The sequence below is a fragment of the Halapricum sp. CBA1109 genome (assembly GCF_009741825.1).
In the GTDB taxonomy this organism is placed as follows: Archaea; Halobacteriota; Halobacteria; order Halobacteriales; family Haloarculaceae; genus Halapricum.
Genome location: NZ_WPCA01000019.1, coordinates 17,407 through 29,934, shown reverse-complemented (window position 1 = coordinate 29,934; position 12,528 = coordinate 17,407). Strand labels below are relative to the sequence as shown.

Here is a 12,528-nt window from a genome sequence, read left to right as displayed (position 1 = left end):
GGGGTTGACGTTCTTCTTGGGCGCCTTGCCGGTCATCTCCTCGACCTGATCCTGGACTTGGGGCATCCGGGTCGATCCGCCGACGAGGATGACCTCGTCGATGTCGCCCTTGTCGTATCCGGCGTCTTCGAGCGCCTGCTCGGTCGGGCCGACCGTCCGGTCGACCAGATCCTCGGTCAGGCTCTCGAAGGTCGCTCGGGTGATCGATTTCTCTAAGTGGACCGGACCGTCGTCGGTCGCGGTGATGAACGGGAGGTTGATCTCCGTCTCCTTCCGGGAGGAGAGTTCGATCTTGGCCTCCTCGGCGGCGTCCTTGAGCCGCTGGAGGGCCTGTCGGTCCGCCGTGAGGTCGATGCCGTGGTCGTTCTCGAACTCCTCGGCAAGCCAGTCGATGATGGCCTGGTCCCAGTCGTCGCCACCGAGGTCGTTGTCACCGTTGGTGGCGACGACCTCGTAGACCCCGCCGCCGAGGTCGAGGATAGAGACGTCGAACGTCCCGCCCCCGAGGTCGTAGACGAGGACGGTCTGGTCGGACTCGTCGTCGAGGCCGTAGGCCATCGCCGCGGCCGTCGGCTCGTTGATGATGCGGTCGACCTCGAAGCCGGCGATCTCGCCGGCGTCTTTGGTCGCCTGACGCTGTCGGTCGTTGAAGTACGCCGGGACCGTGATGACGGCCTTCTCTATCTCGTCGCCGAGATACTCCTCGGCGTCGCGTTTGATCTTCTGGAGGATCATCGCCGACACCTGCTCGGGGGTGTACTCCTCGCCCTCGAGTTCGACGGTGTAGTCCTCCTCGCCCATATGGCGCTTGATCGACTGGATCGTCTCGTCGGGGTTCTTGACCGCCTGATTCTTCGCCGGCTTGCCCACGAGCCGTTCGCCGTCGTCGAACGCGACGGCCGAGGGCGTCGTCCGGTCACCTTCGCTGTTGACGATGATTTCGGGGTCGTTGCCCTCCATCACCGCGAACGCGGAGTTCGTCGTCCCGAGGTCGATACCCAGGATCTTGTTGCTCGCCATGTTGGGTTCACGTACCCGTCTGACCCGGTTAAAAGTTGCTAGACAGGGCGACACAAACCGGCGGGCTACCCCGGGTCGAAACGCTGATTTCGGCCGTGTACACGGCGCTAATCAGTGGGTATAAATCGACTGCTTTTCGACCGCTCGTCACTCCTCGCTGACGGCGACCTGCGCGGCCCGGATGACCTTGTCGGCCATCTCGTAGCCCGGCCGGTGGACCTGCGCGATGGTACCCGGGGGCTCCTCCGAATCCATCCGGACCAGCACCTCGTGGCGCTGCGGGTCGACCTCGTCGCCCGGTTGTGGCTCGATTGGCGTGACGTTTTCCTCGTCGAGGATGCGGTCGAACTGCTTGAGCGTCGACTCGACCCCGTCGCGGATGCCGGCGTCCTCGTCCTGATCGACGGCCAGTTTGAGGTTGTCCCGGACGTCGACGAGCCGCTCCACGAGGTCCTCGGTGGCGCGCTGTTTCTCCTCCTCGCGGCGGCGCTCCATCCGCTTTTTGTAGTTCTCGAAGTCGGCCTGCTTTCGCTTGAGCGTCGACTCCAGTTCCTCGATTCGCTCCTCGTACTCCGTGACGTCGTCCTCTAAGGTCTGGACCTCGAACCGCAGCGTGTTTATCTCCTCGGCCAACTCCTCGTCGTCGGCCGACTGGACGTACTCCAGCACGTCCTCTGCCACGTCGAGGTCCGACTCCTTGAACTCCACACTGCCCTCCGACGCCTCCGTCTCGGTGTCGCCCGCCTCGCTCGACTCCCCGTCCGCCGCGTCGCTCCCTTCGGACACGTCGTCCTCGCGGTCGGACTCTCCGTCCTCGCTCTCGGGGTCGCTGCGGTGTTCGGTCCCGTCGGCCGCCTCGTCGGCGTCCAGTGTCGTTCCCTCGGCCGTCGACTCGTCGTCCGCGCCCGTCTCACCGTCCGGTGTCCCGTCCGCGGTGGACTCGGGTTCGTCGGCGTCCTGTTCGGTCATATCCTACCCTATTCAGTAAACCGGTAAAAGGGTTGAGAAACCGGTCACGGCCCGACGTCGAACGCGTCCACGTCGTACCGGAGTGCGCTGGCGAACGCCTCCCACTCGCCGATGTCTTCGAGGACGTAGCGGGCCAGTGGCGGGTTCCTGACTAGCTCCAGTTCGACGAGACGCCGCTGTACCGGCGCGAACATCTCCGCCCACTCGATAGGCCGGACCTCCTCACCGCCGTCCTCGCTCGGCACGAACTCGATGCTGTCTCCGTCGCGTTCGACGACCCCGTACCGGTAGTTGACCCACGTCTCGTAGCCGTCGAACGGGACCGTCTCCGTCGGCGGTGGCGCGCGCCGATACTGGGCTTTGAACCGCTGGTGTCGATCGGGCCCGCCCCAGAAGTGCCCCTGCGTGAGAAGCTTCACTCTCCCGTTTCCTTCCACCCCACAGTTGAACCGCACGCGAGCGTTCGTGTACTCCCGGGTCCCGAACTCGTCGGCGACTCTCGGCCCCGACGATACCGTCTCGTACTCGTACTGGTAGGGAAGCCGTGTCGCGTGCGCGCGCTCAACGACCGTGCGCACCTCGCTCCCACATCGAAGTCCGTCCCGCAGGCTCGTCCGCCGCCAGGAGTCGGGGTTGCGGTCGTCGGGATCCATACGTGGAATGGTCACAAACTACGACCGTGGGGAGCTTGACACTTTTGGGGGTCGGGGAACTTTTAGTCGCTATCGCACTATATCCTCGCAGTGACGCGACTCTCCTTCGAGGACGGGACGGTCCGCATCGACGGCGATTTTCCCGCGCTCCCGTTCGTCGAGACTGACCCGCGATCGAAGTCCGGGCGCGCGCCGGCGTGGCGGTACGCGGCTCTCCGGGAGGCGCTGTCGGATCGCGGCGTCGACTACGAGGACGGCGTGCTCGCCCTCGACACGCTTTCCCTCTCGACGAGCTACGACCTCCGGTCCTACCAGCGGGACGCCCTCGACGCGTGGCGCGAGGCCGGCGACCGCGGTGTCCTCGAACTCCCGACCGGCAGCGGCAAGACCGTCGTCGCTATCGCCGCGATGGCCGCGCTTGAGACACCCACGCTGGTCGTCGTCCCGACAATCGACCTCCTAAAGCAGTGGCGGCGGGAACTCGCCCGGGAGTTCGACGTGCCAATCGGCCAACTCGGCGGCGGCGACCAGCGGCTCGAGTCGGTGACCGTCGCCACGTACGACTCGGCGTACCTCCGGGCCGACGACATCGGCGACCGGTTCGGGTTCGTCGTCTTCGACGAGGTCCACCATCTCGGTGGCGAGGGGTACCGCGACATCGCCCGTTTGCTCGCCGCGCCGGCCCGGATGGGGCTGACGGCGACCTTCGAGCGACCGGACGGGGCCCACGAAGTCGTCGCCGAACTGGTCGGCCCGCGCGTCTACGACATCGACGCCGAGACGCTGGCCGGTGACCACCTCGCCGCGTTCGACATCAAGCGCATCGAGGTCGAGTTGACCGACGAGGAGCGCGCGGCCTACGAGCGCCATCAGGGGACGTTCACCGACTACCTCGCGCGGTCGAACCTCTCGCTGCAAAGCGGCGCGGACTACCGGAAACTCGTGATGCGCTCGGGGTCGGACCCGGCCGCCCGTGAGGCCCTGCTGGCCAAACAGCGCGCCCGGGAAGTGACGATACAGGCCGACGGGAAGGTCGAAGAACTGGCCGCCATCCTCGACCGACACGCCGAGGACCGCATCATCGTCTTCACCGCCTCGACGGACCTCGTCTACCGGCTCTCAGAACGGTTCCTCCTCCCGGCGATAACCCACGAGACGGGGGCAGACGAGCGCGAGGAGATACTCGAACGGTTCCGCGAGGGGACCTACTCGCGGGTCGTCACCGCGAACGTCCTCGACGAGGGCGTCGACGTGCCGGACGCGAACGTCGCCGTCGTGCTGTCGGGCAGCGGGAGCGAACGGGAGTTCACCCAGCGGCTCGGCCGCATCCTGCGCCCCGCCGAGGACGGCGGCCGAGCGCTGTTGTACGAACTGGTCAGCGCCGAGACGGCCGAGGAGCGCGTCGCCGACCGCCGGCGGTGAGGGAGTGAGGCTCGCGGCCCGCAGAGGGGTACTACCAACACCCCCGGGCTCGAAGGACCCGTCACGACAATGACCGACGGGACGGCCGACAGCGCGGCCGACACGATGAGCGAGCGGGCCGACGAGAGCCGCCTGAAGCTGTGGCTGTTGCTGGACGCTGACCGGCGCGTGCTCACCGCCGCGGCGACGGCCGCGGTGTTCGTCGGGTTCGTCGTTGCCGTCGCCACACTGGGGCCGCCGTTCGCCGACCAACTCGCCGACGGCGACGCGATAGACACCCTCTTTTCGGCGATGATCACCGCCATCGTCACCGGTGCGACGCTCGTCGTCACCATCGGCCAACTCGTCCTCACACAGGAGAACGGCCCGCTGGGGGACCAACACGAGCGGATGGCCGACTCGATGGCCGTCCGGGAGTCGATTGCCGCGGTGGTCGACGGGCCGGTCCCGACGGACCCGGCCGCCTTCCTCGACGCCCTCCTCGCGGCCGCGGTCGAACGGGCGCGCTCGCTGGAGTCGGAGCTAGACGCCGCCGACCCGGACGCGGACGACGCCGTCACCGAACTGACCGGGGACGTGACCGACAACGCCGCGTCCGTCCGCGAGCGACTCGACGGCGCGGAGTTCGGTTCCTTCGCCGTCCTCTCGGCCGCACTCGACTTTGATTACAGCTGGAAACTCGCCACCGTCGAGCGGATCAGGGACGACCACGGGGCGGCGCTGTCGGCCGACGACGGCGACCGACTCGACGACGTCGAGGAGGCGCTGTCGCTGTACGGGCCGGCGAGAGAACACGTCAAGACGCTGTACTTCCAGTGGGCGCTGATCGACCTCTCGCAGTTGATCCTCTACACCGCCGTCCCGGCGGTCGTAATCGCGGGCGTGATGGTCGCCGTCGTCAACGCCGGGACCGTTCCGGGGAGTCTCCTCGGCGTCGACGCCATCGTCTTCCTCGTCGGCGGGGCGTTCGCGGTCACGCTCGTCCCGTTCCTGCTGTTCGTCGCGTACGTCCTCCGGATACTCACCGTGGCCAAACGGACGCTGGCCATCGAACCGCTCGTCCTCCGGAAGGACTAACGCTCTTCGAGGTCCTCGACGCTGAACGCCGGTTGGCTCATATTGGTGGTGTACTCCTCGTAGCTGACCGGAATCGTCAACTCGACGGTCGAGGTCGACTCCCCCGTCATCGTGAAGTTCGTCTCGTACTGTCGCTGGCCGTCCTCGCGGTGGGTGACGTTCGCCCGGAGCATCCCCTCGATGTTCGCGGGGTCGATGTTCCGGAGGTCGACTTCGAACGTCGTCTCGCCGTCACCCTCCCGGACGCGCCAGTCCTCGACCATCCCGTCGGAGGGCCGGAGGACGGCGTGTCGGCCGCCGCCAAGGTCCTGTGATCCGGGGCCGTCCCCGTCCCGTGTTCCCGGCTCCGGAACGTTCTCCCCGGAGCGCCCGTCCGAACACCCCGCGAGGCCCGCGCCGGCGACGCCGGCCACCCCCGTGAGGAACGCTCGCCTGTCCAGTTGCATACCCGGTGGTGGCTCGCCGAAGGGTATGAGTCTTGTTGTGGACGGGTCTGACCGTAGCACTGTAATGGCTCGGTCACGACCACTCGCCCGTGCTCACGAAGGACCTCCTGCGGGTGTCACGGGCCGGCGGCGGCTACCGCCCGCAGTTCGTCGACGACTCCGCGCGGGACCTCGCCGCCCGCGCATCGGCGTCTATCAAGGCCACGTGGGCGAACCGCGGTCGCGGCTGTCAGCGGCCCTCACCGACCTCGAACGCGAGGCCGAGGCGTTCAAACTCGTCCGGGGGTTCGCCAAACTCCTCGAACGTGAGACGACCGCCGAGACGCGGTCGCCGCTCCCGCCAAGACGGGCGCGCCGGGCCGCCTTCGAGGCCGCCGAGGCCGTCGGCGTCGCCACGGCCGAGGACCGGGCGGCCGCGGTCGAACGGGCCGCAGACCAACTCGCGGTAGACGCCGAGGCCATCGAGGATTCGCTGTACGCCGACCTGCCCGACCGACAGGTCCTCACGGCCGTCGGCGACCGCTACGACCCGGAGACGCTGGTCGAGCAGTACAACCTCTCGCTGGCCCAGACGGCGCTGTTCGACGCGACGGCGGTCACCGTCCGGAGCGACGACCCGAAGGCGGTTATCTCGGCCGTCAAACGGCTCCGGCTGATGTACGAGATACGGCGGACCGACGAGGGGCGCGTCGTCGAGGTGACCGGCCCGACGGCGCTGTTCCGGTCGAGCCGCCGGTACGGGACCCGATTCGCGCGGCTCCTCCGGTCGGTCGCGGGGACCGCCGACTGGCGGCTGACGGCGACGATAGACGACGACGGGACCGAGCGCGAGATGACCCTGACCGACGACGATGTGTCGGTGCCGGGCGTCGACCCGGTGACGGCGGTGACCTTCGACAGCGGCGTCGAGGCCGACTTCGCGGCGCGGTTCGACGCGCTGGAGTTGGACTGGACGCTGACCCGCGAACCGGAACCGCTCGCGGCCGGCGAACACGTCGTCGTCCCCGATTTCGCCTTCGACTACGCCTTCGCCGACTTCCGGGTGTTCTTCGAGATAGTCGGCTTCTGGACGCCCGAGTACCTCGAAAAGAAGCGCTCGCGGCTGGCCGAGTTGGAGGCCGTCGAGATGCTGGTCGCCGTCGACGACTCGCTGGGCGTCGGCGAGGACATCGCCACGCAGGGCCACGACGTGCTCACGTACTCCGGGACGGTCAGGCTGAAAGATGTCCGGAACGCCCTTCGCCAGTACGAACGCGAGTTGGAGGCGTCCGCGCGGGACCGCCTCCCGGAGACGTTAGACCCCGACGCGGACGTGATCACGCTGGCCGAGGTGGTGCCGAGTACGGCGTCAGCGAGGCCGTCGTCGAGGACCTCCCCGTGGCCGACCACGAGCGGCTCGGTCGGACGCTGGTCCGGCCGTCGGTACTGGACGACGTGGCCGCGGACGTCACCGACGGGATGGCCTACGCCGACGCCGAGGCGGCGCTTGCGGCCCACGGTATCGAGGACGCGAGCGCCGCGCTCTCCCGCTTGGGCTACCGCGTCGAGTGGGCGGGCCTCGACGGCGGGACCGTCCGCGAGCAGTAATCGTGTTTCTCGTCGCTGTGTGCCGGTTCGACCGCCCGAAATCAGGCAGTCGATACCGGAACGACCTACGAGAAACACTCTGAGTCAGCCCTCGCCGACGTGGATGGTCCGCTCGAACGGCCCGACTGCGAGGGTGTGCTCGCCGGGCGAGAGCGGCCCGACGAGCAGCGTCACCTGCCGCCGCTCGCCGGGCGCGAGCGTGACGGCCCGCTCGGCGGCCACAGTCCCGTCGAGGCGGAGTTCGACGGCCGTCGTCGCCGTCTCCTCGCCGGGGTTGTCGACGCCGACGACGACCGGCACGGGCGCGCCGCCCTCGACGGTCCGGTCGACGTGGAGACAGGTCGCTCGCGGCTCCGTCGGCCGCTCTATCGGCGTCCGCGGGGCGAGCGACCGCTCGGCCAGCCACCCCCACTCGTCGAAGGCACAGCGGTCCGAGAAGTCGAGGGCTGCGGCCGGCGCGTCGTAGTTCATCACGCTCGGGTAGGCCATCGTCGAGAGGTCCGCGGTGTCGACGGCGTCGAACCCCGTCCCGCGGGTCCGCAACAGGCCGAGCGAGTGGCCGAGTTCGTGGGATATCGTCGAGGCGAACTGGCCCCGGGCAGTCCGCTCGCCGTCGACCGAGGCGGCGACGAAGAAGGCCGAATCGGCCGCGAACGCCCGCCCCACGGTGGTCGCGTTCGGCACGACGAGCCCGTAGTGGAATATCGGCTCTCGGCGGTCGGCCATATGGACGCGGCGGAACGCCCGCACTCTGCTCCGGTTTGCCGTCGGGTCGATGCCGGGGTCGGCGAGGTACTCGCCGCCGTCGAACTGGCCCGTGTCGACGTGGAGGTCGATGCCCGTCGAGCCGTCGGGGTTCTCGACCGGCGCCGCCGCGAACATCGCCTCGACCGAGCGGTGTATCGGCCCCTCGCCGAGCGGGAGGGTCCCGGACAGTCCGGCGACGACCGGGCCGTACACCGCCGACCGCGGCACCTGCGTGATCCACGGGCCGTTCCCGCCGACGGTCAGCGAGTCCACCTCGACGAAGATGTCCTTGCGCCGCGGGTCGGCCCCGTACTCGTCGATGGGCACCTCGACCGCCCCGTCTTGGTCGGCGTCGTACCCCCGGACCTCCCAGCTATCGAGCAGGCCGTCGCCGTCGGTGTCCGTCCGGTTCGGGGCGGTCCCGAGGCGTCGCTCGACGCGGTCGGCGAGGCCGTCCCCGTCGGTGTCGCCGCCGGCCGTCCCGTTCGGGGCCGCGAGCGCTCGGTCACACCGGACTGGGCCGCGACAGCGCGCTATCGGGACCCGACTGTCGCCCCACCAGTTCCGCGTCGCGTCGCCGCCCTCGATCCCTCAGCGACGACCGCGTCGCCGCGCCCGCGGAACTGACTGCCGTGGACCGACCAGTTCCCGGTCGCCTCGGCCGCCTTGACGCCGTAACCGCCCGTGTCTCCGACCGTCGCGTTCCGTATCGTCCAGTCGGTCCCGGCGCCCGTCGCGTCGACGCCGTCGTCGCCGGTGTCGTCGATAGCCACGCCGTCGAGCGACCACGCGCCCGTCGTCTCGATGGCCTGTACCCCGTCGCCCTCGGTGGCCGCGACCGTGCCGTCCTGCAGGCGCCAGTCGCCGCCGGCCCGGGTCGCCACGACGCCGGCCGTGCTGTTCCGGACCGTCGTGTTCGCTATCGTCCACGACCCGCCGGACTCGACTGCGAAGACGCCCGCGCGCCCGCTATCGACGATGCGACTGTCCCGAATCTCCCAGTCACCGACCGTCCCCGGCACGTAGACGCCGTCCGTCGCCGACCCCCTGACCGTGACGTTCGAGAGGGTCCACGGCCCCGCACCGAACCCCACGACCCCGGTCGAGAAGTTGGCGACCGTCAGGCCGTCGATACGCGGGGCGCTCGACCCCGTCACGGCGACGCCCGTGAACGCGGACGGCACCTCCCCTCCTTCCAGCACCGCCCCCGGATCGGCCCGTATCGTAACGTTGCTGTCGACGGTCAGCGCCTCCGCGTACTCCCCGGCCCTGACCACGACCGTTTCTCCGTCGGCCGCCGCATCGAGCGCCGGCTGGATGCTCCGGTAGTCGCCGCTCCCGCTCGACACGACGACCGACGGCTCCGCAGTCGTGTTGTTTCCGTCGTAGGTATCGACGGTCGCAGTGGTTTCTCCCGCGGCAACTGCACCGCCGCTCACGGAGACAGCGAGGAGGGCGAGACACAGCGCGACCGTGGGAACCCGTTGCACGGCCTACAGTTCGTGACGAGTGGCTTCAGCGTTTCGCCGGTCAGAACTCCCGACGCCGGCCTTTGGGTATCTGCGAGCGGAGTTCGCCGTGGAGGTAGAGGCCGACGCCGATGGGTTCGGTTCGGCCGGCCAACTCGTGGGTGACGATCAGGTAGCCCCAGTCGCCGTCCCACGGAATCTCCTGATCGTGGCCGGCCATAAACGCCGCCGCCTCGTCCGCCGAGAGGTCGATGACACAGGCGTCGGCGGCTCGGCCGAACCGCTGGGCGGCGTCGGTCGTCGGCTTCCAGTGTTCGCGGCGAGTTCGCAGGAACGACATCCCCAGTCCCTCGATGTCGACCGGCGAGTCGAGGTCGAAGGCGTCCGCAAAGGCCCATATCTTCCCCGACCCGCGCTCCCAGAAGGTGTAGCCCTCGAAGGTAACGGGGTCGACGCCGAAACGATCAGACCAGTACTCCAGAACACCCTCGCGGGTCGGTCGGTCGTCGCTCTCGCTGTCGGCGGGCGTCGCCGGCAGGCGGTCGAAGCGAGTGCTTTCGTCGCTCATGCCGTCACCTCCAACTTCGCACAGAAGAACCCGCCCGTGTCGTTGAGGTGGGGGTATATCCGCTTTGCGCGTTCGACGCTGTCGTCGTACCGCTCGCCTTGCCACTCGGTGACGCCGGGACGGCTATCCAGCGGGAGGTCGAACTCGACGAGGCGGGCGTCGGCGGTGTCGAGGACGTGGTCGAGTACCGCCTCGTTCTCCTCGGGGGCGAACGTACAGGTCGAGTAGACGACGGTTCCGCCTCGCGGGTGGCCTGTATCGCGCGTTCGAGCACGCCCTTCTGGACGCCGGCGATGCCGGTGACGTGTTCCATCGTCCAGTCCTCGAGCGTCGAGGGGTTCTTGCGGACGGTCCCCTCACACGAGCAGGGGACGTCGACCAGTGCTCGGTCGTAGGGGTCGCCGCCGAAGGGCTTCAGCGAGTGGTTCCGGGCGTCCTCGTGGGTCACGGCGACGCTCGTCGCGCCGAGTCGCTCGGTGTTCGACCGCAGCGCCGAGATGCGCCCGAGGTTGTTGTCGGTGGCGACGACCAGTCCGCGGTCGTCCATCAGCGCCGCCAGTTGCGTCGTCTTCGACCCCGGCGCGGCACAGGCGTCCCAGACGCGGTCACCGGGCTCTGGGTCCAGCGCCAGCGCCGGCAGGACCGACACCTCCTCTTGGCCGTGGAGCCAGCCGTGGGCGTAGGGCCAGTTCGCGCCGGGTTGGCCGTCTATCTCGAAGAGGCCGTCGTGCCACGCTATCGGTTCGGCGTCGACGCCCGACTCGGCCAGGGCCGCCCGCGCCGCGTCGGCGTCGGCTTTGATCGTGTTCACCCTGACCACCGACGGGAGGGGTCGCTCGCAGGCGGCCTCGAACGCCGCGAAGTCCTCCACGAGCGGTTCGTACCGCGAGAGTACGTCCATCGGCGGAGGGTTCCCGCCGCCCGGGCTTGTGGATTTCGGTCGGGGGGACGCTTTTTGTCCCGTGCGGGCCACGTTTCGGTATGGCACGGATCGACGTCCACCGCGAGGAGTTCAGTTTCGACGACCCGGTGCTGGTCGAGGGACTGCCCGGCCTCGGTCTCGTCGGCAAGATAGCCGCCGACCACCTCGTCGAGACGCTCGATATGCCGACGTACGCGACCTGCCACTGCGAGGGTCTGCCGGAGGTAGCAGTCTACGACAGCGACGGCCACGGCGTCGAACCGCCGGTCCGGATCCACGCCGACCCCGACCGGGACCTGCTGGTCCTCCAGAGTGACGTTCCCATCTCGCCGTCTACCGCACAGTCGTTCGCCGGGTGTGTCACCGGGTGGGTCGACGAGGCGGGGATCCTCCCGGTGTACGTCAGCGGAATCCGGCGCGACGGCGACGAGACGACGGACATCCACGGCGTCGCGACCGGCGAGGCCGGTTCACGGCTGACAGACATCGAGGCCGACACGCCGCCGGGCCGCGGCGTCGTCAGCGGTCCGACGGGCGCGCTGTTGTACCGGGCCCAGTACACCGGCGTCGACGCCGTGGGTATCGTCGTCGAGGCGTCGCCGCAGTTCCCCGACCCGACGGCCGCGAAGGCACTGTTAGAACGGGTCGTTACGCCGTTGACGGGCGTCGACGTCGAGACGGAGACGCTGCTGGAGCAGGCCGAACAGATAACGGCCGCCCGGGAGCGACTGGCAAAGCGGATGGGCGAGGCCGACGACGAGAGCTCGCAGGCCCAGCCACTGGGGATGTTCCAGTAGCTACCGTTCGGCGGCGTCGACGTCGTCGACGTCCGGGTCGCCCCCGGCGTCCATCTCGGCGACTTCCGCTTCGAGCCACTCTTTGAACCACCGGGCGCGTTTGAGTCGGCGGTGGGCGATAGACTCGGCGGCGTCGCTCTCGATGCGCTCTTTGGCGTCGACGCCGCGTTCGACGACGCGGTCGACCATCTCCGCGGCGTCCATGTGCGTCCGGGACTCATAGCCCATCCGCAACAGCAACAGCGTCGCGCCGTTGGCGCCGATCTTGTCGAGGATGTCGGCCTCGATGAGACACCGCGTCTCCAGCGAGAGGTCCATCAGGTTCCCCTGATAGGAGTGGTCCCTGACCGCGGCGGCGACCTGTTCGACGAACGATTGGGGGTAGTCACCGTGGGTCGTGAGGTACTCCCGAGCGATGGTCGCCCCGACCTCGGCGTGTTCGTCCTGTTCGGCCTCCAGTTTGGCGATGTCGTGGAACAGGGCGGCGACGCGGGTTACGTCGACGTTCGCGCCCTCCTTGCGTGCGATCTCTACGGAGAGGTCGACGACGTTGCGGATGTGATTGAAGCGATACTCGGCGGAGTGCCAGGGGTACCAGCGCATCCGGCCACCCTCCTCCTCGGTCTCGACGCTCGCCTGGAGGTAGTCGTGGACGAACTCCTGCATGGCCTCGAACTCCTCGTCCGATACTGGCGACTCCGTGATCTCAACACCCACAACACCACCTCCCGACGGTGCGATCCTTATTCATCTTACGTACATAAAGGCGGCATCGACTCTTTAGCGTTACGACAGGTACTCGCCGCCGTCTCCGCCGAACTGGACGGTCGTGCAACTGCCCGGGGACAGCG

The 12,528-nt window shown here is 68.7% G+C and carries 11 protein-coding genes and 3 pseudogenes; 4 read left to right on the top strand and 10 right to left on the bottom strand.

The features are described 5' to 3' along the window. From GJ629_RS03900 to GJ629_RS03890, 3 genes are all read right to left on the bottom strand, one after another. Positions 1-1,020 (bottom strand): Hsp70 family protein (locus tag GJ629_RS03900; protein ID WP_157511840.1); only part of this gene is annotated, 1,020 nt, incomplete at its 3' end. Between the two features lie 147 nt (positions 1,021-1,167). Next, a complete protein-coding gene (gene grpE, locus GJ629_RS03895; RefSeq protein WP_231754475.1) occupies positions 1,168-1,890 on the bottom strand; it encodes a nucleotide exchange factor GrpE in 723 nt (240 codons plus the stop codon). A 143-nt stretch (positions 1,891-2,033) separates the two neighbouring features. Next, complete coding sequence (locus tag GJ629_RS03890; RefSeq protein ID WP_370515780.1) at positions 2,034-2,657, bottom strand: hypothetical protein; 624 nt, start codon at positions 2,655-2,657, stop codon at positions 2,034-2,036. A 75-nt stretch (positions 2,658-2,732) separates the two neighbouring features. Here GJ629_RS03890 and GJ629_RS03885 point away from each other — a divergent pair, with 75 nt between their 5' ends. Together GJ629_RS03885 and GJ629_RS03880 are read left to right on the top strand one after the other, a co-directional pair. Then, the gene (locus GJ629_RS03885) at positions 2,733-4,064 is read left to right on the top strand and encodes a DEAD/DEAH box helicase family protein (protein ID WP_370515779.1); all 1,332 of its coding nucleotides are present in this window, start codon (positions 2,733-2,735) and stop codon (positions 4,062-4,064) included. 69 nt (positions 4,065-4,133) lie between these two features. Beyond that, positions 4,134-5,141 carry a hypothetical protein gene (locus GJ629_RS03880; protein WP_157511838.1) on the top strand — a complete coding sequence of 336 codons (1,008 nt, stop codon included), beginning with the start codon at positions 4,134-4,136 and terminating at the stop codon, positions 5,139-5,141. On the opposite strand, the gene GJ629_RS03875 is transcribed toward GJ629_RS03880, so the two are convergent. Beyond that, positions 5,138-5,587 (bottom strand): hypothetical protein, encoded by a 450-nt coding sequence (locus GJ629_RS03875; protein ID WP_157511837.1) that lies wholly within the window; start codon positions 5,585-5,587, stop codon positions 5,138-5,140. The two genes, GJ629_RS03880 and GJ629_RS03875, sit on opposite strands and share 4 nt — an antisense overlap. A gap of 89 nt (positions 5,588-5,676) precedes the next feature. On the opposite strand from GJ629_RS03875, the pseudogene GJ629_RS03870 reads away from it, so the two are divergent. Continuing rightward, positions 5,677-7,174: pseudogene (locus GJ629_RS03870) on the top strand (DUF790 family protein). Between the two features lie 84 nt (positions 7,175-7,258). Here the strand turns inward: GJ629_RS03870 and GJ629_RS03865 are convergent. The 5 genes and pseudogenes from GJ629_RS03865 to GJ629_RS03850 form a co-directional block, all read right to left on the bottom strand. After that, positions 7,259-8,248, bottom strand: coding sequence for a hypothetical protein (locus tag GJ629_RS03865; RefSeq protein ID WP_157511836.1), 990 nt, complete (start codon positions 8,246-8,248; stop codon positions 7,259-7,261). A 36-nt stretch (positions 8,249-8,284) separates the two neighbouring features. Then, positions 8,285-8,458: pseudogene (locus tag GJ629_RS17865) on the bottom strand (hypothetical protein); the annotation flags it as partial. Then, positions 8,455-9,411, bottom strand: a complete 957-nt coding sequence (locus GJ629_RS03860; protein WP_157511835.1) for a right-handed parallel beta-helix repeat-containing protein — start codon at positions 9,409-9,411, stop codon at positions 8,455-8,457. The gene GJ629_RS03860 and the pseudogene GJ629_RS17865, both read right to left, overlap by 4 nt. A gap of 40 nt (positions 9,412-9,451) precedes the next feature. Beyond that, positions 9,452-9,958 (bottom strand): hypothetical protein, encoded by a 507-nt coding sequence (locus GJ629_RS03855; protein WP_157511834.1) that lies wholly within the window; start codon positions 9,956-9,958, stop codon positions 9,452-9,454. Beyond that, positions 9,955-10,859: pseudogene (locus tag GJ629_RS03850) on the bottom strand (RsmB/NOP family class I SAM-dependent RNA methyltransferase). Before GJ629_RS03850 ends, GJ629_RS03855 begins: the two are co-directional and overlap by 4 nt. Before the next feature lie 80 nt (positions 10,860-10,939). Between GJ629_RS03850 and GJ629_RS03845 the strand changes: the two are divergent. After that, a complete protein-coding gene (locus GJ629_RS03845) occupies positions 10,940-11,677 on the top strand; it encodes a proteasome assembly chaperone family protein (RefSeq protein WP_157511833.1) in 738 nt (245 codons plus the stop codon). Here the strand turns inward: GJ629_RS03845 and GJ629_RS03840 are convergent, their stop codons facing one another. Next, a complete protein-coding gene (locus GJ629_RS03840; protein WP_370515778.1) occupies positions 11,678-12,394 on the bottom strand; it encodes an HD domain-containing protein in 717 nt (238 codons plus the stop codon). Positions 12,395-12,528 lie beyond the last annotated feature (134 nt).

Excerpts from the sequence above, each read along its gene's own strand:
- GJ629_RS03880 (WP_157511838.1), top strand. The coding sequence starts at position 4,134 with ATGACCGACGGGACGGCCGACAGCGCGGCCGACACGATGAGCGAGCGG.
- GJ629_RS03875 (WP_157511837.1), bottom strand. The coding sequence starts at position 5,587 with ATGCAACTGGACAGGCGAGCGTTCCTCACGGGGGTGGCCGGCGTCGCC.
- GJ629_RS03855 (WP_157511834.1), bottom strand. The coding sequence starts at position 9,958 with ATGAGCGACGAAAGCACTCGCTTCGACCGCCTGCCGGCGACGCCCGCC.
- GJ629_RS03845 (WP_157511833.1), top strand. The coding sequence starts at position 10,940 with ATGGCACGGATCGACGTCCACCGCGAGGAGTTCAGTTTCGACGACCCG.